Source organism: Clostridium sp. YIM B02569, assembly GCF_022320765.1.
Classification (GTDB): Bacteria; Bacillota; Clostridia; order Clostridiales; family Clostridiaceae; genus Clostridium; species Clostridium beijerinckii.
The window spans coordinates 1-23,895 of the sequence record NZ_JAKJJX010000038.1 but is presented as its reverse complement, the minus strand read 5'-3'; the positions used below and the strand labels follow the sequence as shown (position 1 = coordinate 23,895).

Annotated in this window: 19 protein-coding genes and 1 pseudogene; 2 read left to right on the top strand and 18 right to left on the bottom strand. The window is 29.5% G+C overall.

What is annotated here, in order from left to right:
* Positions 1 to 254: 254 nt before the first annotated feature.
* The 6 genes from L3B96_RS25020 to L3B96_RS24995 form a co-directional block, all read right to left on the bottom strand.
* Positions 255 to 1,628 carry an MFS transporter gene (locus tag L3B96_RS25020; protein WP_077829434.1) on the bottom strand — a complete coding sequence of 458 codons (1,374 nt, stop codon included), beginning with the start codon at positions 1,626 to 1,628 and terminating at the stop codon, positions 255 to 257.
* A gap of 242 nt (positions 1,629 to 1,870) precedes the next feature.
* Positions 1,871 to 3,532: a glycoside hydrolase family 43 protein gene (locus L3B96_RS25015; protein ID WP_275297368.1), complete on the bottom strand. Its 1,662-nt coding sequence runs from the start codon at positions 3,530 to 3,532 to the stop codon at positions 1,871 to 1,873.
* A 161-nt stretch (positions 3,533 to 3,693) separates the two neighbouring features.
* Positions 3,694 to 5,430, bottom strand: a complete 1,737-nt coding sequence (gene ilvD / locus L3B96_RS25010; RefSeq protein ID WP_077829436.1) for a dihydroxy-acid dehydratase — start codon at positions 5,428 to 5,430, stop codon at positions 3,694 to 3,696.
* Positions 5,431 to 5,495: 65 nt separating this feature from the next.
* Positions 5,496 to 6,383, bottom strand: coding sequence for a dihydrodipicolinate synthase family protein (locus tag L3B96_RS25005; protein WP_012060285.1), 888 nt, complete (start codon positions 6,381 to 6,383; stop codon positions 5,496 to 5,498).
* 84 nt (positions 6,384 to 6,467) lie between these two features.
* The gene (locus tag L3B96_RS25000; RefSeq protein ID WP_236898731.1) at positions 6,468 to 7,244 is read right to left on the bottom strand and encodes an IclR family transcriptional regulator; all 777 of its coding nucleotides are present in this window, start codon (positions 7,242 to 7,244) and stop codon (positions 6,468 to 6,470) included.
* Positions 7,245 to 7,394: 150 nt separating this feature from the next.
* Positions 7,395 to 8,555 (bottom strand): MerR family transcriptional regulator, encoded by a 1,161-nt coding sequence (locus L3B96_RS24995; protein ID WP_173715272.1) that lies wholly within the window; start codon positions 8,553 to 8,555, stop codon positions 7,395 to 7,397.
* A 189-nt stretch (positions 8,556 to 8,744) separates the two neighbouring features.
* On the opposite strand from L3B96_RS24995, the gene L3B96_RS24990 reads away from it, so the two are divergent.
* On the top strand, positions 8,745 to 9,566 hold the full coding sequence (locus L3B96_RS24990) for a FlxA-like family protein (protein ID WP_238948895.1): 822 nt from the start codon (positions 8,745 to 8,747) through the stop codon (positions 9,564 to 9,566).
* A gap of 94 nt (positions 9,567 to 9,660) precedes the next feature.
* Here L3B96_RS24990 and L3B96_RS24985 read toward each other — a convergent pair whose 3' ends face one another.
* From L3B96_RS24985 to L3B96_RS24965, 5 genes are all read right to left on the bottom strand, one after another.
* Positions 9,661 to 10,836, bottom strand: coding sequence for a DegT/DnrJ/EryC1/StrS aminotransferase family protein (locus L3B96_RS24985; protein WP_238948894.1), 1,176 nt, complete (start codon positions 10,834 to 10,836; stop codon positions 9,661 to 9,663).
* Between the two features lie 397 nt (positions 10,837 to 11,233).
* Positions 11,234 to 12,949: a ribonuclease J gene (locus L3B96_RS24980; protein ID WP_238948893.1), complete on the bottom strand. Its 1,716-nt coding sequence runs from the start codon at positions 12,947 to 12,949 to the stop codon at positions 11,234 to 11,236.
* Between the two features lie 233 nt (positions 12,950 to 13,182).
* Entirely contained in the window at positions 13,183 to 13,953 is a 771-nt protein-coding gene (locus L3B96_RS24975; RefSeq protein ID WP_012060291.1) for a DUF4931 domain-containing protein, read from the bottom strand.
* Between the two features lie 28 nt (positions 13,954 to 13,981).
* Complete coding sequence (gene pulA / locus L3B96_RS24970; RefSeq protein WP_238948892.1) at positions 13,982 to 15,955, bottom strand: type I pullulanase; 1,974 nt, start codon at positions 15,953 to 15,955, stop codon at positions 13,982 to 13,984.
* 99 nt (positions 15,956 to 16,054) lie between these two features.
* Positions 16,055 to 17,398, bottom strand: coding sequence for an alpha-amylase family glycosyl hydrolase (locus tag L3B96_RS24965; protein WP_238948891.1), 1,344 nt, complete (start codon positions 17,396 to 17,398; stop codon positions 16,055 to 16,057).
* 259 nt (positions 17,399 to 17,657) lie between these two features.
* Between L3B96_RS24965 and L3B96_RS24960 the strand changes: the two genes are divergently transcribed.
* Positions 17,658 to 18,131, top strand: coding sequence for a hypothetical protein (locus L3B96_RS24960; protein WP_238948890.1), 474 nt, complete (start codon positions 17,658 to 17,660; stop codon positions 18,129 to 18,131).
* 70 nt (positions 18,132 to 18,201) lie between these two features.
* Here the strand turns inward: L3B96_RS24960 and L3B96_RS24955 are convergent, their stop codons facing one another.
* From L3B96_RS24955 to L3B96_RS24925, 7 genes and pseudogenes are all read right to left on the bottom strand, one after another.
* The gene (locus L3B96_RS24955; RefSeq protein ID WP_238948889.1) at positions 18,202 to 19,230 is read right to left on the bottom strand and encodes an alpha/beta hydrolase; all 1,029 of its coding nucleotides are present in this window, start codon (positions 19,228 to 19,230) and stop codon (positions 18,202 to 18,204) included.
* 299 nt (positions 19,231 to 19,529) lie between these two features.
* Positions 19,530 to 20,597, bottom strand: coding sequence for an HD-GYP domain-containing protein (locus tag L3B96_RS24950; RefSeq protein WP_238948888.1), 1,068 nt, complete (start codon positions 20,595 to 20,597; stop codon positions 19,530 to 19,532).
* Positions 20,598 to 20,936: 339 nt separating this feature from the next.
* Positions 20,937 to 21,095, bottom strand: coding sequence for a hypothetical protein (locus tag L3B96_RS24945; RefSeq protein WP_170816496.1), 159 nt, complete (start codon positions 21,093 to 21,095; stop codon positions 20,937 to 20,939).
* A gap of 117 nt (positions 21,096 to 21,212) precedes the next feature.
* A complete protein-coding gene (locus L3B96_RS24940; protein WP_238948887.1) occupies positions 21,213 to 21,560 on the bottom strand; it encodes an arsenate reductase family protein in 348 nt (115 codons plus the stop codon).
* 396 nt (positions 21,561 to 21,956) lie between these two features.
* Entirely contained in the window at positions 21,957 to 22,670 is a 714-nt protein-coding gene (gene deoD, locus L3B96_RS24935) for a purine-nucleoside phosphorylase (RefSeq protein ID WP_238948886.1), read from the bottom strand.
* Positions 22,671 to 22,744: 74 nt separating this feature from the next.
* Positions 22,745 to 23,395 carry a deoxyribose-phosphate aldolase gene (deoC, locus tag L3B96_RS24930; protein WP_023973129.1) on the bottom strand — a complete coding sequence of 217 codons (651 nt, stop codon included), beginning with the start codon at positions 23,393 to 23,395 and terminating at the stop codon, positions 22,745 to 22,747.
* Positions 23,396 to 23,605: 210 nt separating this feature from the next.
* Positions 23,606 to 23,895 (bottom strand): annotated as a pseudogene (locus L3B96_RS24925) (ABC transporter permease); the annotation flags it as partial.

The window sequence follows — 23,895 nt, the reverse complement described above, 5'->3', positions numbered from 1 at the left end:
AAATTCAAGACATATATGAAAAAATATGAAATTTAAGTAATTCTATAATTTTTTATAACATAAAAAAACCTCTCTATAAATTTGATATCTATAGAAAGGTTTCCCCTTTACTAATAATTGGACATTTCTATTAGCTGACAACATTTCATGTGCTTATCCAAACACATCTATGAATCTTTAAAACATAACTATTACTTTTACATAAATATTTTCCCTCAACACCTAGTCTTATATATAGAATAAATTTCCATAAATTATGCTCTTGTATTTAATTCACTCAATACTCTTTCATGTTCTTTTTCATCTAAGTTATAGAAGAATATTGCAACAAGTTCAATAATTACAAATATTACTGGAATTGCAGTCATTGTGATTAAAATGCCATGTAATGCTGTCTCAGTTTGAGCGTGATTTGCAACATAACCGAATTTCGCTAGTATTAATCCAGGAACAATTCCTCCAATCGCCATACCAAACTTGAAGAAGAATCCAACTAGCGCATAAATAACACCACTTGCACGTTTACCTGTCTTATATTGACCATAATCGATAGTTTCAGGAATTAGCGCCCATGTGAAGGCACCTGCAGTGATGGTACCCAATGCTGCGATTAATCGTCCTGCAAATACAAGTGGAACCATTGTTGCAGGAATAACAAATAAAGCTATTAATCCAATTGCTTTCAAAGATAAAGCAGTAAATAATAATTTTTTCTTACCCATCCATTTATACATTAATGGCATTAACGGCATAAGTATTAGTGCAGGTAGAGTTCCCATTAAACCATACCATTTTACTAAATCTGGTCTTGCAACATTATAAGTAACATAATAAATTCCAACAGAATTAACTATTGAGTTAACGCCAAAATTAAGAATAAAGAACATACATATGATAACTAGTGGACGATTTGACTTTAACTGAATAAAAATATCTTTAACATTGATTTTTGCATCTTCAGAATGATCTATTTGAACGCGCTCTTTAGTATTCAAGAAGCAAAAGATTAGTAGAAGTGCACCTAAAATCCCCATTATTGACATGGTAATTTGCCATCCTGTGCTTGTTTTTCCAGTCATATTTGTAAATATTCCAGCTAAAAGCGGTACACCAAAAGAAACAATTAATCCTCCGGTATTTGAAAATAACATTCTGATTGAAGTTAGGCTTACAACTTCCTTGTTATCTTGAGTAATCGCTGAAGTAAGTGCTGCATAAGGAATGTTAACCACTGAATAAGTTACTGATAATAGTATATAAGTAACATACGCATATACTAATTTCATAGGATCTGAAAATGCTGGAGTGGTAAAACAAAGTATAGCTACTCCTGCAAAGGGAAAAGCACCATATAAGATATATGGACGAAATCTTCCGTATTTTGTATTCGTTTTATCCACCACTGTCCCAATTAGTGGATCCATTACAGCATCAAACAGTCTTACTATTAGAAACATGAATCCAGCTGCTGCAGCCGAAATTCCAAAAACGTCTGTATAGAAGAATAGTAGATAGCTACTTACTGTTTGATAAATAAAGTTACAAGCTAAATCTCCTGTGGCATACCCCACCTTTTCTTTCATAGTAATTTTTTCAGAAATCTTAGATCTTACTTGACTGATATTCATTTAAAATTCATCCTCCATTTTTAATTTATAATATTTTTCTTCATACACTTCTATAAAATTTTGTATTTTCTAAATATCTATCCTCCTTATAATTTAGTATTTATATAGTCGGTTGCGGGATTCCGCAACCTTTAACTGGTCCAATCTTTTAAAAATCATATATTTACAGCTTGTTTTGATAAAAGCATAAAATAAATCGTTTACCTCTATCTGTTTAATAAGCAATTCATATTTTAATAAAACTATATTAGGTTTTCTTTATACATAAAGTAATCAAAATCAGCAGATTTATTATTTCCGCTAACATCCTGACAGTGCATACCTACAAATGCCCCTGTAAAGCACGCTCCTCCACCTACATAATCATCTGATAATTTTTTAGATTCAAAACTTGTAGGTACTTCCTTCCATTCCACTCCATCAAACGAATAAAAGAACTTATATTCCTCAACCCTAACTTCTACTTTTAGATGTACGTATTCAACATTTTCTGGCACTGGTATCATATTTTGAGCTAGTGGTTGTGAAAATTCAAAGTTATCACAAGAAATAATATCAATTACTCTTCCTTTTTCTTCATTCCAAGTTACATCAATTGTTGTCCAATTTTCTGTGTTATAGTAGCATACAAGACCTGCTGATTGCTGAAAAGTATCTGGATTGAAGGACACACCTGTTGCCGCATCAAAATTAAAAGATTGCCACCTTCTAGCGACTAAAGCCTGTGTAAATTTAGATATTAATGATTCTTTTCCGTATAATCTCATATTTCCTGGATTTTCTGTTAAGGACATTATATCCTCAGTCAACGGAATACGTAGTGATTGAAAATTAATGTTCAATTTATCATTGTCGAAATGATCTAATTCCTTAAAACTAGGTTCCCATTTTACTTCTTTCATATTAGGAGCATCAATTTCTATTGAACCTTCTTTACCACCTACTACATATGGCCATCCATCAATCCACTCAAGTTTTTGGATAGCTGTTTCTCTTCCAAGTGGACAATATCCTCTTGGCGCTGTATGTGGAAGTGGTTTCCCAGTTTCTTTATCATATCCTCTCACTTCAGTGCCAGGAACTTCATCTGATGGAAGTGGCCTTCCTGTTAAATGAACTAAATACCATTCATCAGTATGAGTGTGTACAATAGATGCATGACCACATTTTTGTAATTCATTTCTAGGCTTGTCCCACGCAGTAAGAATAGAATTATCTGGGTGTATTTCATAAGGTCCTTCAATATTTTTAGAACGTGCTATTGTAGCAGCATGCTCATATTTTGTTCCACCTTCAGCTGTTAAAAGATAATAATAATCACCAATCTGATATAAGTGAGGACCTTCTGTTAGTTTAAGATCTGTCCCCTTAAAAATCAGTTTAGATTCCCCAATTAATTTTTCTTTTTCTGGAGAATATTCTTGCATTACAATACCTGCAAATCTATGGTTATATACCCTATTATCAAACAGCATATTCAATAAATATTTTTTCCCATTTTTATCATGGAATAAAGAAGGGTCAAAACCTGAACCATTTAACTTAACTGGTTCACTCCAATCTCCATCAATAGTTTCACAAGTAACTAAATAGTTGTAGCAATCTTTCCAAATTCCTTTTGTAACTTTTACATCTGTATATATTAGCCAAAATTTATTGTCACTATAGCTTAAACATGGAGCCCATATACCACCAGAATCAGCATTTCCTTTCATGTCAAGTTGTGAAATTCTATTTAGAGGGTGAGCAACTAGATTCCAATTAATTAAATCTTTAGAATGATAAATTTGCACTCCAGGAAACCATTCAAAAGTGGATACTGCAATATAATAGTCCTCACCTACCCTACAAATACTCGGGTCTGGATTAAATCCTCTTAATATTGGATTTTTAATTTTCATCATTAACTTCTCTCCTTTAACTAATAAAATATTTATTATATTTTTGCCTAAATCATAATAATTAATAAACTTCTATTCTTAACTTTCCTTTATAAACTTCAGACATTTTATGCTAAATTAATTTTTTATCAATAATCGTTTACAAAATGCTTATTATTATATACTTACTCTAAATAAGCGCCTTTCATTGCTGATACAGCTCCCCTTGTATAACGTCCAAATATCCCTTTTCTTGGTCCTGTTTTAGGGAGACTCCAATTTGCTTTTCGTTCTTCTAATATTTTTTCTATCTCCTCCAATTTATATGATTTTCCATTGATTCCAACAATATTTAGCTTTCTCTCATTTATATCAAGCTCAATTAAATCTCCATCTTTTACTAACGCGATTGGCCCTCCGGTTGCTGCTTCAGGCGATATATGTCCAACACATGGTCCTCTTGTAGCTCCTGAAAAGCGCCCATCTGTTAATAAAACTGTTGATCCATTTAATCTGCTATCACATACTATAGCCTCTGTTGTCATAAGCATCTCTGGCATCCCAGATCCCCTTGGCCCCTCATAGCGTATAATCAAGACTTCTCCTGGATTAATCTTATCTTCAATTACAGCATTATGACAATCTTCTTCACAATCAAATACTCTTGCAGCTCCCACATGATACATCATATTTTCTGATACTGCTGCATATTTGATAACTGCACCTTCTGGAGCTAAATTTCCTTTCAGAACTGCAATAGATCCCATTTCCTTTGTTGTCTCAACTGGTTTTATTAACTGATCCCGATTTAATCCATAATTATGAAGATATCCTTCTATTCTGTCAAAGAAACCATCATTTTTTATATCCTCAAGATTTTCTCTTAGGGTCTTACCTGTTACTGTTAGTACATCCAGATTTAAATAATCCTTTAATAACCACTGTACCATAGGAATACCTCCAGCAAACCAAAAGGCTTCAGTTGGGTACTCACCACTAGGATATATGTTTCCTATGTGTGGAATCTTATGATTAATCTCATCGAATATTTCAGGTTTTAATTCTATGCCAAGTTCATAAGCTATAGCAGGAAGGTGCAACATTACATTAGTTGATCCACCTATAGCCGCATGTACAACAATTGCATTGTAAAATGCTTCTTGAGTAAGTATATCCTTTGTTGTAATATTTGCCTTAACCAAATTCATAATTTGCCTTCCAGCTTTTCTGGACATTGCTGTTATATCTCTCATTGTAGCAGGCGCAAGTGCACTTCCTGGCAACGCTAAACCTAGTGCTTCAGCCATACATTGCATGGTGCTTGCAGTACCAAGAAACTGGCAAGCTCCTACAGATGGACAGCCAGTCAATTTAAAATCTCTGACTTCTTGATCAGTTATAGCACCTTTTTTCTTTTCTCTTAAAGAAATATCTCCAGCCTTAATAGATGTAGACATATATGGAGCTGGTCTCATGCTTCCACCAGGAACAAATATAGTTGGTATATCCATACGTGCAGCCGCTTTAAGATGCGCAGGGATTGATTTATCGCAAGAAGAAATTAAAACCATTCCATCCCATGAAACAAATGATCCATGAATTTCTACCATATCCGCAATAACTTCCCTTGAAGCTAATACAAAATTCATTCCATCATGTCCTTGAGCACATCCATCACAAATATCTGTAACGTGAAATTGTCCTGGACGTCCTCCTTTTTCATACACACCAATACTTACTTGATGCGTTAATCCCATAAGATGAGAACTTCCTGGATGACTATCTCCAAATACATCATCAATAAGTATTTGTGGCTTTTTTATATCTTCTTCATCCCAATCCATTCCCATTTGAAGAGAATCAAATTGTGACCAAAGCTTACGCTCTGGAATACTTTTTGGTGTTATAGAATTCTCTAACATTAGTAATCTCCTTTCAATAATTTATTACTTTAAATATTTAATATAGTCTAGACATAATCATCTATTTATTTCTCAATAATTTCTTGTATTTTCTTTTTTATATCATCGTTTATTTTAATATTATAATTTCTAATAGATGTATTCATATCTAACTTTAAAGATATATTAACTGCTTCTTTTAGTCCTACTATAAATGGATTTGTCAAATCATACAATTCAGTCAATCTATTTATTTTATCTTGGAGTATAAATAATTTTTCAAAGTCTTTATTTAGAACAGCTTTATACGTATCTACAAATAATTTTGCATTTACATTAGTTAATCCACCTATAATACCATCTCCTCCAGATAATAAGTTAGGTATTAAGTATTCATCAAATCCAGAAATTACACAGAAGTCTTTACGAACTTTCTTTACTTTTTGGACGAACCTTCTAATATTGCTAATAGAATCTGTAGTATCTTTAATGCCAACAATATTATTAAATTCATTTGCTAATCTTAACACTAATTCATATGATACGTTTATAGATGTCCTAGCAGGAAAATTATAAATTATAATAGGTAATTCCGTATTCTTCGCTATTATTGAATAATATTCGTATATATAATTTTCATCTAAACCAAAAAAATATGGAGTTATAATCAAAGCAGCATCTGCTTTTGCATCACTAGCACATTTATTTAATTCGATAACTTCTTCTATATTGTTATCCCCAGTTCCAACTATTAATTTTGTTCTCCCATTTATAACTTTAGATACAAACTTAATATAATCTTTTTTTTCTTCTAAAGAAGAAAAATTAAAAAATTCTCCAATCGATCCTAATATGACAATCCCATTTACTTCGTCTTTTATTAATTTCTCAATCAAAATCTCTAAACTTTTCTTATCAATCTTCCCTTCTTCATTGAAAATAGTCACTATTGGTGTATAAATTCCTTTAAACATAAAGCCTCCTTGTGTTCCATATTTGAAACGCCATTCTATATATTGATTATTTTTTTGAGATGATTGATAAAATCATCTCAAAAATTAAAATAAACTTTCTTTTTTATATCCTAATTTTTTTGAAATATCCAGTGCAACTTTAGTTATAAGTTCTGCACACACTCCAATACGCTCATCATTAATTTTCATCTTTAACGTAGAAATAGATACTGCTGCTATTGCTTGACCCATCCTATTATATATAGGCACAGCTATACAAAATAATCCTTCCTCATTTTCCTCATCAGAAATAGAGTATCCTCTTTCTCTAATTAAATCTAAGTTTTCCATTAAGGATTCTTTATTCGTTATTGTACCCTTAGTTTTAGGAATAAATATAATCTGTTCAAAATAATTATTTAACTGCGCATTATTATAAGTTGCTAAAATAGCCTTACCTAAACTTGTTGAATACATTGATGTTCTAGATCCCAAATTACCAGTTGTTCTTAAAGTGCCTTTTGATTCATGCTTATCTAAATATACAAGTTCATTATCATTTACTACTGCTAAAAACACTGTTTCTCCAATATCATTAGACAACTTTTCCAAAAAAGCACTAGATATCTTAGTTAATTCCATCTTATTTAAATATAAGCTTCCAAGTTCAAAGACTCCTACCCCTAATTCATAACTCTTCAATTTCATGTTTTCTATTGATAGAAACTTTTCACTTACCAATGCATTAACTATATTAAATACACTGGTTTTAGGTATATTAAGATATTTACTTATTTCAGCAATTGTTACGGGTTCATCACTTTGCCCAACAAACCTTAAAATTTCTATTCCTCTTAGAATTGCTGTGTTCAAAAAGCTCACCTCACTGTTCCATATATAAAACACCATTCCAATTATCGTATTTATTATATATTGTGCTATTCTTTCTGTCAATCGTATAATTAAATAAAATTAATATTTTATCCATTAATTCTTTTCTAATATATTCTCTAATTTGAAATCTAAATATTCTTATTTCATTGCTTTAAACATACATGTTTTAGTTGTTATTGATATATCTCCATTTTTCTTAATATATTCTTCTAAATATTTCGTAAATTCTTTTTTCTTTTCACCAACAAGTATTGAACTTCCTTGAATAGTTGAGGCTTTATATGATACTACTGGTTCAGCATTATCTACTATTATTTTACCATCTAAAATTTCAACATCTACTTTATGAAAATATTTTTCAAGCATTCCTCTTCCGTGCTCTAGGTCAAATCTTTCTGAATACCCATTGTTATCTAACCCAGAATTAGGCGCAAAATTTTCTGAAAGTCTATTTAATTCCTTCATAGAATTACAAGAATTAGCTGTCACATAAAATACACCATTAGGCTTTAGTACTCTTTGTATCTCAGCTAAAGCCTTTTCTATATCTGGAACAAAATAAATCATATGTTGAGCGATGATTATATCAAAAGTTTCATCATTATAAGGTATTTCTTCAGCATTAATTTCTTCATAATGAAAATCATGATATACATCTTTCAATCTATTTCTTGCGATTCTAATCATACTTCTAGAAAAATCAGATATTGTAATATTTAAAGTATTCTCTATATAATCTTTATTCTTAAACCAAAGCTTTCCTGTTCCACATCCAAGTTCCAATACATTTGCGTTTAGTGAGAAATTTATTTGATTAAAACACCACTTATCAAAGTCTATTTTATTTACATTATAGCTATGAAGATTACTCCTAATATTTAAGTTCTTATCTGTTTTATATTGTTCCCTAACCCTACTTTCCATATTAGTTACTTTTATGATATCAATCAAATTATTTGCATCTAGAAAACCATTTTTCTTTGCTGTATTTTGTGCTTTATTAAAAACATCAATTACAGCATCAATATGTTTCTTCTTTTCTTCCAAAGCTTTCTTTTGAATGCTTATCATGTTCTCTAGGTTTTCTCCACTTTCATGTAATATATGACTTATTTCATTTAGCGACAACCCAATGAATTTTAAGGTTGTAATCTGCTGAAGCTTTAATAGGTCTTCTTCACAGTAAATTCTATATCCAGAATCAGTTTTTTCACTAGGCTTAAGTAATCCAATTTTGTCATAATGAAGTAATGTTTTCACTGTCACTCCTGATTTCTTAGCAAATTCACCAATTTTCAATTTATTTCCCTCCATAACATTATTCTAATCCATTACCTTAGGGTATAGTCAACTCTAATTTTAAAGACACACTATCTTTCATGACCTTTCCGATAAATTTTAATTAATATTATTAACCATTTTATACGTTATACTCTTATTTTTCCCCATATAATTCCGAGAAAATAATTGAAGGAGGAATAATTACCAATGAGCAGTATAACTATAAATTCAAATCGAACCAATTTATTCAAAAATATTAACATCAATTCAACTGATGACAAAAACAAAAATGTTGTTAATGGTAATTCTAGTATTACTAATAAACAAGATAAAAAAGAAAGCGATTTAATGCAAAATCTTCTAAAGCAAAAACAAGAACTTAAAGAAGAAAAACAAGTATTGATGGCTAAAGAAATGGACGCAAAAGAGAAAAAAGCTAAAATGGATGAATTAAATCAAAAAATAAAGGATGTTGATTCTCAGATTCAACAGCTAAAGATTCAAGAAAAACAAGAAGAACTTCAAAAGAAACAAGATGAAATTTCAAAGAAAAAAGCTAAAGAGGAAACATCTAACAAAGATGAAAATAAAACAAAAAGTGACGTAATAATTTCTGCTAGCTTAGGCGAATTCATTAAGATTAACGGCTCACAAAAAACTATACATTTGCTAAAGGATAGTAAAAACAGGCAAAAAGTAGAAGCTGAATATATCAAACCAAATAATATCGAAAGCAGCTACGATAACAATCGTTTATCGCAAATAGGCGCAAGCATAGCCAATATAAACATGACCATTTCCAAAAAGATTGGAGATATAAATAAAAGCGCTGAACGCATTCAAGCTAAAACAGAATTAGCTCTTAAACAAATCAAAGATAAAGATGACAATAAGTTAAATGAAGAAACAAAAGACATAGATAATAATACTAATAAATTAGATAAAAGTTCAAAAGATAAAACTAATAGTAAATTAGATATGGAACCTAATAATAATCCATATAATAAAACTACCGAGACTATAGTTTAGCTTCTAAAAAACATATTAAAATATTGCATCAGATTCAAAAAAATATAAGACAGCCCATCTCATTGTATGGGCTGTTTTATATTCATAAAAAAAATTACAACAATTCTTTTACTACTTTTATAACTTCTTTTGCTATATATTCAGCATCTTCTAACGATAATGTAGTATATACTGGAAGTGTAATCTCATTTTCATACTGTGCATAAGCATTTGGATAATCTTTAATATCATATCCAAGGTTTTTATATAGAGTTAGCATAGGAAGCGGTTTGTAATGAACGTTTGTTGCTATTCCTATATCTGCTAACTTTTGAATAGCTTCATTTCTCTTTTTCTCATTAAATCCTTTAACTCTGTAAAGATATAAATGATATGATGTTTCAGTTCCATTCTCATCTTTTGTAAATGGAATTATTGAAAATTCTTCTTTTGATAAAATATCACTATATATCTTAAATATTTGTCTTCTCTTTTCCAGCATTTTCTCATATCTTTTTAATTGAACTAAACCTATAGCTGCCCCTATATCTGTCAAATTACACTTAAGTCCATCATTTATAATGTCATATTCCCATGCACCTGCTTTTAGCTTACTTAGAGCATCTTTTGATTGTCCATGCATGGCAGTAAATCTCATATATTTAAGTAAATCCTCATGATCACCAAAGTGGTTGTCATTAAATGTAACAGCTCCACCTTCTCCTGTAGTTAGATTTTTAACTGCATGAAACGAAAATGAGTGAAAATCACATTGAGATCCAACTGGTTTCCCTTTGTATTTAGCCCCAAAAGAGTGTGCTGAATCACAAAGTATTATTATATCTTCTCTATTTTTATCCTTTAAAACTTTCTTTAAAGCATCATAATCAAATGGTACTCCTGCAATATCCACTGGCATAATTACCTTTGTTTTATCTGTAATCTTATCAGCAATTTTATCTATATCCATTTCAAAAGTATCTTTTTTAACATCAACATATATAGGTTTAATCCCTCTATGAATACCAACACTTGAAGTAGCAGTATATGTATATGGAGTAGAAATAATTTCGTCCCCCTCTTTTATATCAAATACTTTAAGCACTAGTTCCATTGCAGCAGTCGCACTATTTAATGCTAATGCTTTATTAACATTTAGATAATTTTGTATTCCTTCCTCAAACTCGGCAAGTTTTGGTCCAGAAGTAATCCAACCTGATCTTAATACATTACCTACTGCTTCTATTTCTTCTTCAGTTATATCTGGTGGTGAAAATGGTATCTTTTTCATACAATTCATCCTCTCTAATTTAAGCACAAAATTTTAATATATATGTTGCAATCCATAATGCATATTTCACAATTACGGCTAAAATTCTTTCAATATTTTTAGAATTATGATGAATAATCATTTTTGTAACATATATATAATAGAATCTCTAAAAGTAATTTATAGGAAATAACTTTTATATTAGACTCTCTTTTATATTATTATAAACTCCACCCTTAGGTAAGAGTCAAGTTAAAAATATTTATCTTAGAATAATAAATAAACCACCATTTTCAGCTAGTCTATTTATAAACTAGTTTTTTCTAAAAATAGGTGGTTGTTTAATCAAAAAGCCATTTCTACATGCAATGATAATCTTTAACTATTTATTATCCCTGTTTTTTACGGAGCTAGCTAATTATAATTCAACAATTACTGGTAATATCATTGGCTTTCTCTTCATTTTTGTATAAACATAATTGTCAACTTCTCTTCTTATTCCATTCTTTATTTCTGCCCATTGAGTTATGTTTCTATCTAAGCATTTTTCTACAACGTTAGTAACTATATTTCTAACTTCGTCTATTAATTCTTCAGAGTTTCTTACATATACGAAACCTCTTGACACTATGTCTGGACCGGATATTATAATTTTATTTCTTATGTCTATAGCTATAACCACTGTGATTATACCATTCTCTGCTAGATTCTTTCTATCTCTAAGAACCATACTTCCTATATCTCCAACCCCCATACCATCTACAAGAACTCTTCCAAATGGTACTTTTCCTGATACTTTTCCAGTAGCTCTAGTTAATTCAAAAACATCACCATTTTCTAAAATAAATGTCTTAGATTTGTCTACTCCCATACTTTCTGCTATTTTAGCATGAGTAATTAAATGCTTATACTCACCATGAACTGGTATAAAAAATTTTGGTTTTAATAAAGCTTGAATTAGCCTTAATTCTTGTTCACAGGCATGCCCAGAAACATGTATATCTTCTATTGATTTATAGATTACATTGGCGCCTTTCTTTATTAAATCATTTATTAAGTTAGATACCGCCTTCTCATTACCAGGTATAGGACTTGCCGAGATAATAACCATATCTCCTTCTATTATTTGTATATGCCTATGTGTTGATGCAGCTATTCTTGATAATCCTGCCATAGATTCTCCCTGACTTCCAGTTGTAACAATAGTTAGCTTATCATCTGGATAATTCTTTATTTCATCTAGACTTATTATCATATCTTCTGGAATAAGTAAATATCCAAGTTCCATAGCAACTTCAGATATATTTTCCATACTTCTACCGCTAAAAGCTATTTTTCTGTTATATTTTATTGAACAATCACTAATTTGTTGTAACCTATGAACATTTGATGCAAATGTAGATACTATAATCCTACCAGTAGCCCTACTGAAAAGATTTTCTAGTGTTTCTCCAACTGTTTTTTCAGACATAGTGTAACCTTTATGAAGAGCATTAGTACTATCCGCCATTAAGAGAAGTACACCTTTCTTCCCCAACTGAGCATACCTTTGTAAATCCATAACCTTCCCATCTATTGGTGTAAAATCCACTTTAAAATCACCGCTATGAACAATAACTCCTATTAGGGTATGCAATGCGATAGAACAGCTATCAGGTATACTGTGGTTATTCCTTATATATTCAATTTTTATTTGCTCTAATTTTATTAGTTCTCCCGGTTCAACAACATTTAATGTACAGTCACTAAGCATAGTATGCTCTTTTAATTTACCTTCTATTAATCCAAGTGTTAATCTAGTTCCATATATAGGAACATTAATTTGCTTTAATACATATGGTAGTCCACCAATATGATCTTCATGTCCATGGGTGATAAAGATCCCCTTAACTTTATTCTTATTTTTAATCAGGTATGTTACATCTGGAATTACTATATCAATTCCATATAAGTCTTCATCTGGGAATGCTAATCCACAATCTATAACTATTATTTCATTATCATATTCAAAGGCAGTCATATTTTTTCCTATTTCACCAAGTCCACCTAATGGAATTATCTTCAGTGGAATTTGTTTAGATTTTGTTTTTTTATTGATTTTATTTTTACTAATTCCAATTTCATTATTCTCCATATTATCACACCTCAAAAGTTTTTATTCTATGCTTTAATTATTTACAATTAACTTTAAATATATAAGTAAACTTTAAAATTTATTTTAACCTAAAAAGTAGCATCATAATTTAAAAATTATAATGCTACTTTTTATAGTTATATTCGTCTTTAAATATCATTAAATTATTTCGATATTAAGCCCATAAATTATATTTATATATATAATATGCATGGAATAATATCTTAATATTTTTACTGAAAATACATTGCTTTTAATTTATCAGCTATTTCATTTTCACAACTTGATATTTGTCTGATTCCATATCCAAGAAGCAATGGTGAACTGCTGAATCTTGGCATAACCTTACATAAAATTTTATTTTTTATATGATAGAAAAATATATTAAAACTATCACACTTCACGAAATAATTATTTAAAAGGTAATGAACTACCTTTCTAAGATTATATGCCAACTCATTTAATGCATATAAATCATCACTTATAATTATATTAAATTCAGTAAATCCATTAAATGGTTTATGTGATAGATTAACTAAACAATTATCACTTTTATGAATTTCTATTCCTTCAAAATAATCATCTTTTATATTTAATTTATAATCAATGTCATCAAGACCTACTATCTGCATATGAGGATGTTTTAAGCTTCCGCCAGAATTTGGACCATGGTTTTTATAAAATATTACTGATTTATATTCTCCGCTTGCCTCTATTCTTAGCCAATGTTTAACACTAAATCTTATTAAATCCTCCATATACTCTGCAGAATACTGTCCCATATCAGTATTACAATTATACGTTTCTATAATAACTAATTGATAAGTATCTTTTATAGTCGGATACTTATTTTTTAGTAATACAAATGGCCCGTCTTCATCAATAACATCTGTAAGTGTCTCTCTATTGCAAAACGGACATTCCTTTATATTTATTTTTTTAAATTCATTTGGCTTATCCTTATTAATTTCATTTAAAAATACTAAATACTTATCGTTTCCCATTTATATCACCAAAAACCTTCCATCAAAATCATTTTTTAATTAATACATGTGCACACTTTGAAGGAACAGTTATACTATTACCTTCTATCGCGTAAATTTCATCTACTCCAGCTCTTTCCTTATTAACAAGGACACTCCATCCACATTCCTTTAAATCTATAAATGCTTCCTCATCATTTGGGTTAAATATTACAACTATAGTATTACACAAGTTTTTCTCACTGTTATCTTCTATCTTATATGCTACAACATTTTCTTTGTAAAAATCCTCTCCATACTCTAAAAATGTTAAATTCTTTCTAATTTCTTCACTTGAATTCATTCTGAACGCTTTATATTTCTTTCTTAATTTAATTAGACCTTTATAGTAATTTACAATTTCTTTATATTCAAAAACTCTATCCCACTCTAAATTATTTACGCTATCAGGAGCATTATAACTATCATGACTAAAGCTTCCATCATCATTTTTCTTAGTCCTTAAAAATTCTTCTCCCGCTTGAAAGAAAGGTATCCCTTGAGATGTTAAAACTATAGCCGCTGCTAACTTGTTCATATTCTTACGTTTTTCTTGAGAAGACTCATTGTTAGTTAAATATAGTTTATCCCATAATGTATAATTATCATGAGCCGAAATGTAATTTATACATTGATAAGGCTCATTTGCCCATGCAAAGCGTGAGTATATGACTTTATCATAGTTAATGCCTTGTTTACCAGTAGCTCCTACAATACAGAATTTAATACTTTCTTCAAGCTCGGTTCTACCATTTACATATCCTTTTTCATTTATATTAAACACATGTCCTTTAACTGAATCTCTAGTATCATCACTAAATGCTGCAATTTGCATTTTATCAAATTTCACTATATTTTGCTTTACTGATGACTCTTCACCACTTAATGGAGTCCAGCCTCCAGTCCAACCTTCACCATACATAAGTATAGATGTATCAATCTTATCTAACTCAGCTCTAATTTGCTTCATAGTCTCAATATCATGTAAACCCATTAAATCAAATCTAAATCCATCTATATGATATTCCTTAGCCCAATAAATTACTGAATCAACAATAAGTTTTCTTACCATATATCGTTCTGAAGCTAATTCATTGCCACAACCAGATCCATTTGAAAAATTTCCATTTTGATCCTGTCTATAATAATATCCTGGTACTGCCAGATTAAGATTAGATTCATGACTTTTATAGGTGTGATTATAAACCATATCCATAACAACTCTAAGTCCAGCTTCATGTATACTTTTAACCATTTCCTTAAATTCTCTAATTCTCTTTTCTCCATTAAAAGGATTTGTTGAATACGATCCTTCTGGCGCAAAATAATTCTTTGGATCATATCCCCAATTATATTGTGGCATATCTGGTTTACTTTCGTCAACAGTTTCATAATCAAATGCCGGAAGTAAATGAACATGAGTTATTCCCAATTCCATTAAATAATCTATTCCTGTCTTTGTATATTTTCCTGGAATTGTAGTCCCATGCTCACAAAACGCGGTATACTTTCCTTTTTTATTTGAGCTTATTCCTGAATTCTCATTTATTGAAAAATCTCTTACATGAACCTCGTATATTACAGCTGCCGTTGCGGAGCTTAGCTCTGGTTTTCTATCTTCCTCAAAATTTATTGGATCTGTTTTTTTAAGATCTATTACCATTCCCCTGTTTCCATTAACCCCAAGGGCTTTTGCGTATGGATCTACAACTTCTCTTTCATTTCCACTATTAATTATTAAGTAATTATAAAATTCACCTTCAAGATCTCTTTTCACCTCTATGTTCCAAGTTCCTTGTACTCCTCGATTCATGTCTAATATTTCTTCTGGTGCATTTGTATAATTCTTTTCATCCTTTCCAAATAGCGCCAGTCGGACATTATTTGCATTTGGTGCCCAAACTATAAATCTTGTACCATCTTTACAATATTCTGCACCAAGATTCCCATCATAGTTATTGTACTCATTATCTAATAAATTCATTATATTATTACCCCTTTTACTAGTTTTATTAAATGTTTTTCATGTAAATAATATTTACCCTATCCATATATTCTTAAATTCTAGCAGATTATCTCCATGTTACTTTCTTAATTCTGTTATTATTTTACCCGAAAATGCTGGGACCACTATGCTTGTTTCATTAGCATTAATCACTATTTCATTTTCATCTAATAAATCAATACCTTTTTCGAAGGGTAATTTAAATTCTAAAACACTTTCTTTATCAGATAAATTTAATATTACAAAAACTCTATCATTATCAGTATTTCTAGAAAATATGAATTGTTCATTCTTAACAACAACTTGTTCATAATCCCCATATCTTAATGCTTCACTATTAATTCTAATATTACCTAACCTTTTAATTAATTCAAATAACTTATCATCTTGTTCATCTATTTTTCCAAATTCTAATTCTGGTCTTAAAGGTAAGTCTGTACCATTTCCTTTAACTCCCTTGAGACCATATTCACTCCCATAATATACACTAGGCACACCTGGCATTGTATAAAGCAATATATATGAATTATATATATATTCTGGCTTTTTTAATGTACTTGCTAGCCTGTTAACATCATGATTATCAACGAAGTTATATAGACATAGATTCTTATAAATTCCGCCTAAACCAAATAATCTATTTAATGAATATGCAATTTCAAAATAGTTCTTATCGTTATGACTTGAATAAATTCCCTTATAACATTCATAATTTGTCACAGAATCGAGACTTTCAGGATTAGCCCATTTATTATAATCTCCATGAATAACCTCACCCATTAGCCAAAAATCCTTCTTCTTTCCTTCTACAAATCTCTTTAAAACTTTAAAAAACTCAAAATCAATGCTATCAGCTGCGTCTAACCTTAACCCATCTATATCAAATTCATCTATCCATGTACTTACAGCCTGTAACAAATGATTTCTAACTTCTTCATTCTTCAAATTAAGTTTGACTAAATCATAACAGCCATTCCAGCTTTGATAATTAAATTCATCCCCCATCGGACTTTTGCTATTGAAATTTAAATCTGCAAACCAGCTACAATACTTAGAATTTACTCCGTTTATCTGAACATCTTTAAATGCCCAAAATTCTCTTCCTACATGATTAAATACCCCATCTAAGATTATTCTTATATCATTCTTGTGTAACTGCTCACATACTTCTTTAAAATCCGAATTAGTTCCAAGTCTTTTATCAACTTTGTAGTAATCCTTGGTGTCATAACCATGATAACTCGACTGAAAAATTGGTGAAAAATAAACAGCATTAATTCTCATTTCTTTTAAATGAGGTATCCATTTTTCAATTTTGTTTAACCTATTTTTTTTATCATATACTTTACCTGGTTCTAAAACACCACAAAATCCAAGTGTATAGAATTGATAAAATATACTTTCCCTAATCCATAAATTCATAATCTCATCCCCTTTAGTTTATATACATTATACCACTTTGACGCCATTTTTTTACACCACTAGTTTATAAATAATAAACCTGATTTTTAGACGCCCTTATATTTATCACCTTCCTAATTATATAAAAACTCTCCATAATTAGAAATACATATTGGAAGTTTATATATTTTATTTCTATAATAAGAAAATTTATATAAATATTATTATCATTTTTGTCACATACTAGATATTGAAATTAAATATCTACGGAGGTATAAAAATGAATACAAAAGCTATAAAATACATAACAACTTTCTTATTGGCAATAAATTGCCTAACATTTCTTCCCAAACCAACAGTTGCAAGTGCAGCTTCTTACTCACTTGGCGGCTTAAAGATTTCAACTTACTATGCTCATAAAGATAAATCTAATGGTTTTAATGTGTTTGGAGAGGAAAATTATAAATATCTTTCTGCCGAACAAAAAAAGGAATTGCTTGAATTAAAAAAATGTAAAAATAAAGGTCAGGATTTTTCAGAAGAGCAACAGAAAACTCTACATTCACTTATAGATTCTATCATCAAGGGAAAACTTGGAGATAAGGACTATGTAGATTTTAAAAGTTTAGTTGAAAAAAAACGTTCTAATGAGAATTTAACAGATGAAGAAAATGAACGATTAAAGGATTATACAGATATTATTAATGGTAACAAACTTTCAACGAAAGATATACTTAGTCAATTTCTAAGATAAATTGTATCTCATGCTTATAAAAGAACAAACTCTAATCGATAGAATTTGTTCTTTTAACGTTATATTATTATTAAATGCTATTTTCGTAGAATGACAGCATCCTATAAAAAAAAGAAAAAGCTATTTCATCTCTTTCAAAATACGATTCATGTTTAGAGCCTTTCATATGAACCACCTTACAATCTTTAGCATGATGTGCAAACCTATTCTGTGCTTTTGGGATAACATGCGTATCATATTCAGCTTGAAATAATAGTATTGGTATCATTATTTTTGAGATATTCTTTCTTCTAATTAATTCTTTAGTTGCTTTTAAACTTTCGGTATACCATAAAGCCGATGATCCACCACTATGATAATTATCATTCTTTTTAATCTTTTCCAAAAGATATTGATATCGCTCCTTACAACTAGTCGATCTACTGTAAAAATCCTTCTTTTCAACATATGGCTTCTGGCCTGGAAGATATGAATTTCCTTTTCCGCAAACCCTCATTGCTTTAGAAATAATATTTGCTAAAATCTTAGGTGCTTTCCCAGTATTAATTTCATGCATTGGTGAACTTAACACTGCAGCTTTAAAATAACTATTATATTTCTCTAAAAAAACAGTACCTATACATCCACCCATAGAATGTGCAAATAATAACAACTTCTTATTCCTACTATCTGGAATAACAATTTCATCTATAAACTTTTTGAAATCTTCTACATAGTAATCAAAGTTTTCAACATTAATCTGATAATTATCCATCCCAAGTCTTTGTGATCTACCATGCCCTCTATGTTCAAGAATAAAAACAGAGTAGTTTTCCTTTATAAAATAATAAATTAGTTCATTGTATTTTTCAGTAAATTCTCCAAATCCATGACAAATGACTATATTAGCTTTTGGCTTCTTTACAATGAATTTTTCGTAATAAAGTTTTAAGTCATTTGCTCCTAGAATATAGCCACTTTCTAGATTCTTCTTTAGATAAGGTTCAACTATATTTATCATTTTTTCCTTATAATTATCTTGTGAAATATATATTTCAAGATACTTATCCTTAAAATTTGAGTATGAAGATGCCGTTAATGCTAAGTTATCTTCATTCATAATCTTCCCCTCCCTACCTATAAATTTTGGAATCAAAATTTATCTTAACTATTAATATAAATTACTTATTTTAAATCCATTATAATTTCAAGTTAAAATATAGATTGATTTATAAATTTACATACAAAAATAAGGTAAATATTTTAAATAAAATTTACTTATTAGAAATTTTTTAAAACAACTACCTTATTATATACTATTTATCACATTTTTATTTTAAATTTATTTATTTCTAGTTAAATTATATTAATCTCTAATTATATTTTCGTAATAGTTATAAACTACATAAACTTTCTATTTTATAATAATATCTCTTTAATATATAATTTCTTTTCTTTTTCTAAATCTATAAACTCTTCGCCCTTCAAAATCAGAGGCTTTTCTAAATTATTTACATTCATCTGTATTATCTTGCATTTTTCATTAGTATTTAATAATACCTCTTCACCTGTATAATAATCTATAACATGCTCTAAAAATATCTTTACATATTCGTAATCTAGTTTTCCTAAACTTTCGTTTTTAACTATTTGCAATGCTTCAAATGGAAGCCTTTTTTTCTTATATCCTCTATTAGAATTAATTGCATCAAATACATCAGCTATAGCGATGATTTTTGCAAAAGGATGTATAGCTTCCCCCTTTAGCCCAAGCGGGTAACCAGACCCATCTAATCTTTCATGATGCATCAGTACCCCATAGCTCACAGCCTTGTCCAAAAATGAAAGTTCTTTTATTACCATATATCCTTTCTGAGCGTGGGTTTTTATTGTATTAAATTCATTTTGTGTTAATCCTACTTCTTTCATTAGTAATTCTCTTGCTATTTTTGTCTTTCCAAAATCATGAAGAATTGCTGAATATACTAATAAATTTAACTTCGCCTTTTCTAATCCTGTCCATTTTCCTATGAGTGCACTTAGTGCTGCTACATTTACTCCATGTCTATATATTGAATCTGTTCCACTTCCATAAAGAACTATATTCTTTATAACCAAGCTACATGGCTGTATCTCATTTTGAATTTTTCTAGAAAATTCCCTCACTTCGTTTAGAGCTTCTTCATTGTTATTGACAAGTTGTCTAAAAGTTTTTCTTAATGCTAAAGAAATTTCATTGAATTCTTCTTCAATTTTTTTACATTGTGTCTCTTTCTTTAATTCTACTTCAATACTTTTTGCAGCAATATTTTCACAATATATCTCTACATTCCCAATAACATATAACTTTTTTATTTTTTCTATAATTTGTTCAGTTACCGAAATATCCTTTTTAAGTAATACACTCCCATTTTGCTCTACATTTTTAGCTATTACCATTCCTTCTTTTAACTGGTTAAAGCTTATTACTTTTGTACTCTTCTCCATAATACTCACACCCATCATATAACAAATTTTATGTCTCTAAGTATAGACAGAATATATATCTATCTCTATGACCTAAAAATTAAAAAATCCCCTAATTAAATATATAAGAACAATAATAAATAAGATTATATTAAACTTATAAAACAATATTCGAGTAAAAATTTATTTATTATTTATATTATTCTATATCTTTTATATTTTGTCAAAATAAGTTTTAATTTATTTTGAATTGTAGTTCTTCCATAATATTGAGAAAATATATGTATATAATATAAGGATGAAATTTAACTTCCATCCTTACACTACATCACTTCTACTATGACTCTATTTATACACACATTATTCTATGGGAGACGCTTTCTTATTTCCAGTCTTAGCTTTTCCTTGTATCTCTATTGGAACATCTTTTACCTCATTTTTTTTATAATGTGTTTTATGATTACTTTCTGTTCCATGTGGTTCACTCGGGTCTGGTCTTCTCATTCCTGCTTTTGCCATAACTACTTCATATCCTTTCTAAAATAATCTCAATTTTAGTATTCTAAAAAAATTCTATAGTATACATGAGATTAAATAGAAACTGTTGGTATAGTAGCATCATCTTCAAAAATTATTTTAGTTGTTTTCTATCCATATATTCCATTCTTCTGCTTTATATCCAACTGTTGCTTCTTTACCATTTCTTACTATAGGAGTATTTATAACTTTTTGATTTTTTAATAATAATTCTGCTTTAATCTCTGCACTTCGTATATTATTAAAGTTTAATTTTACATATTCCTTTGCCTTCGTATTTATTAATTCATTAATACTCACCGCTTTAATTATGTTATTAAATTCGCCTTTGCTCATAGGCTTTTCATTTAAATCGATAAACTGAAATTTTATATTTCTTTCTTTAAAAAATCTTTCTGCCTTTTTAGTATCAAAGCATTTCTTAGTTCCAAATATTTGTATATTCATAAATCCATTTCACTTACTTTCATTTTAATTTTCTTTAGGTCTCCTCACACAATATTCCAATCTATGTATTATTTTAAATTATATATATATTTAAATATATGTGTTGCAATTCACAATGCACATTTCATAATTCACAATAATGGTTAAAATTCATGCACTATATTTAGAATTATTATGAAGCATTATTTTTGCAATATATTGATGGCTAAATCATAGTTTGATTATGGACAAAAAACAAATATATTTTGACTTTATATTGTGTATTAACAATTTAAAATTTGCATTATAACAAAAGAAAATCCTTACTTTTAATTATATACTAATTACTAGCATATGGTTATCTCTAACCTCAAGTAAGAATCTTCTCTTTCAAATTACTATTTTAACTCTTTGATATTAATTCTCTATTTTTGCTATAGTATCTAAAGCAACTTCCATCATATTTGTAAATGTCAATTGTCTTTCTTCTGCGCTTGTAACTTCTCCAGTTACAAAGTGATCACTTACTGTAAGTAATGATAATGCATTAACTCCAAATTTAGCTGCAATTGTATATAACGCTGCTGCTTCCATCTCTACTCCTAAGCAACCAAACTTAGCCCACTTCTTCCAATCTTCATCATCATCGCCATAAAATACATCAGAGCTATATATGCTACCAACCTTAGGATCAAAGCCTTTTTCAACCGCTATATCGTATGCTGGTTTCAATAATTCAAAACTTGCTGTTGGCGCAAATGTTCTACCTTGAAATCTTACTAAATTAAGATTTGAATCTGTTGATGCAGACATAGCTATTATAAGATCTCTAACCTTAACTTTTTCGCTATATCCACCGCATGTTCCAACTCTTATAAGATTTTTAACTCCATAACTTTGTATCAATTCATTTGCATATATTGAAATTGAAGGTATTCCCATTCCTGTTCCCTGAACTGAAATTTTCTTACCTTTATATGTTCCTGTAAACCCATACATACCTCTAACTTCATTATAGCAAACTACATCTTCTAAAAAGTTTTCTGCTATAAACTTTGCTCTTAAAGGGTCTCCTGGTAATAATACGCTTTCTGCAATAGCACCTTCAGGTGCATTAATATGAACACTCATTTTTTACCTCCATAATTTTAACCACATCATCTCAATTAATGATCAATATATTTAAACTATTTTATAATAATAATTTATTTGCTTTCACTAACTATAGATATACTAGCACTAGCACCAATTCTACTTGCTCCTGCATTTATCATATCCATAGCCGTCTTAAAATCTCTTACTCCTCCAGATGCTTTTACACCTAAATCTGACCCAACAGTTTTTCTCATTAACGCAATATCTTCTTTAGTTGCTCCACCACTAGAAAATCCTGTTGATGTTTTAACAAAATCAGCTTTAGCTTCTTTAGCTATTTCGCAAGCTTTAACTTTTTCTTCATCACTTAATAGACACGTTTCAATAATTACCTTTACTAATGCTTTTCCTTTGGCTGCATTTACAACTGCTTCTATATCTTCTTTAAGTAAACTATAATTTTTATCTTTTAATGCTCCAACATTTATTACCATATCTATTTCAGTAGCTCCATTTTCAATGGCTTGATTTGTTTCAAAAGCTTTAGCTTCCTTTGTCATTGCACCTAATGGAAATCCAACAACTACACATGTCTTCACATCAGTCCCCATAAGTTCAGTACTTACTAATTTTGCATAACATCCATTTACGCAAACTGAAGCAAAATTGTATTCTTTAGCTTCCTTACATAATTTTTTTACATCCTCTACGGTTGCCTCTGGTTTTAATATTGTATGATCTATATATTTAGCTATATCCATATTTCATTACTCCTTAAATTTATTTTATAACTATATATGTTAAAATTCACAATGCACATTTCACAATTACGACTAAAATTCTTTCAATGTTTCTAGAATCATGATGTAGAATTATTCTGTAACATATATATAACTATAATTTGAATTAACAATCAGCACTTTCAGCGAAATTTTCGCAGTCCTGTGAAATAGCAATCTTTCTTCTTTCTATTAACGAGTACCTTTTTCGTAAGGAACTCCATCAGCTTTTGGTGCAACTGATTTTCCAACAAAAAGAATCAATACTACAATTGTTAGAATGTATGGTAGCATTGCAAGTATTTGCGAAGGAATAGCAAAGTTTCCACCGCCTAATACAACTGTTAATGCTTGAGCAAATCCAAATAATAAGCAAGCTCCATATGCACCATGTGGAGTCCATTTACCGAAAATAACTGCTGCTAATGCAATAAAGCCTTGACCGCTGATTGCTGTTGGAGTGAATTGCGCTATTATTGCAA

Excerpts from the sequence above, each read along its gene's own strand:
- L3B96_RS25020 (WP_077829434.1), bottom strand. The coding sequence starts at position 1,628 with ATGAATATCAGTCAAGTAAGATCTAAGATTTCTGAAAAAATTACTATG.
- L3B96_RS25015 (WP_275297368.1), bottom strand. The coding sequence starts at position 3,532 with ATGATGAAAATTAAAAATCCAATATTAAGAGGATTTAATCCAGACCCG.
- ilvD (WP_077829436.1), bottom strand. The coding sequence starts at position 5,430 with ATGTTAGAGAATTCTATAACACCAAAAAGTATTCCAGAGCGTAAGCTT.
- L3B96_RS25005 (WP_012060285.1), bottom strand. The coding sequence starts at position 6,383 with ATGTTTAAAGGAATTTATACACCAATAGTGACTATTTTCAATGAAGAA.
- L3B96_RS24990 (WP_238948895.1), top strand. The coding sequence starts at position 8,745 with ATGAGCAGTATAACTATAAATTCAAATCGAACCAATTTATTCAAAAAT.
- L3B96_RS24985 (WP_238948894.1), bottom strand. The coding sequence starts at position 10,836 with ATGAAAAAGATACCATTTTCACCACCAGATATAACTGAAGAAGAAATA.
- L3B96_RS24980 (WP_238948893.1), bottom strand. The coding sequence starts at position 12,949 with ATGGAGAATAATGAAATTGGAATTAGTAAAAATAAAATCAATAAAAAA.
- L3B96_RS24975 (WP_012060291.1), bottom strand. The coding sequence starts at position 13,953 with ATGGGAAACGATAAGTATTTAGTATTTTTAAATGAAATTAATAAGGAT.
- pulA (WP_238948892.1), bottom strand. The coding sequence starts at position 15,955 with ATGAATTTATTAGATAATGAGTACAATAACTATGATGGGAATCTTGGT.
- L3B96_RS24965 (WP_238948891.1), bottom strand. The coding sequence starts at position 17,398 with ATGAATTTATGGATTAGGGAAAGTATATTTTATCAATTCTATACACTT.
- L3B96_RS24960 (WP_238948890.1), top strand. The coding sequence starts at position 17,658 with ATGAATACAAAAGCTATAAAATACATAACAACTTTCTTATTGGCAATA.
- L3B96_RS24955 (WP_238948889.1), bottom strand. The coding sequence starts at position 19,230 with ATGAATGAAGATAACTTAGCATTAACGGCATCTTCATACTCAAATTTT.
- L3B96_RS24950 (WP_238948888.1), bottom strand. The coding sequence starts at position 20,597 with ATGGAGAAGAGTACAAAAGTAATAAGCTTTAACCAGTTAAAAGAAGGA.
- L3B96_RS24945 (WP_170816496.1), bottom strand. The coding sequence starts at position 21,095 with ATGGCAAAAGCAGGAATGAGAAGACCAGACCCGAGTGAACCACATGGA.
- L3B96_RS24940 (WP_238948887.1), bottom strand. The coding sequence starts at position 21,560 with ATGAATATACAAATATTTGGAACTAAGAAATGCTTTGATACTAAAAAG.
- deoD (WP_238948886.1), bottom strand. The coding sequence starts at position 22,670 with ATGAGTGTTCATATTAATGCACCTGAAGGTGCTATTGCAGAAAGCGTA.
- deoC (WP_023973129.1), bottom strand. The coding sequence starts at position 23,395 with ATGGATATAGCTAAATATATAGATCATACAATATTAAAACCAGAGGCA.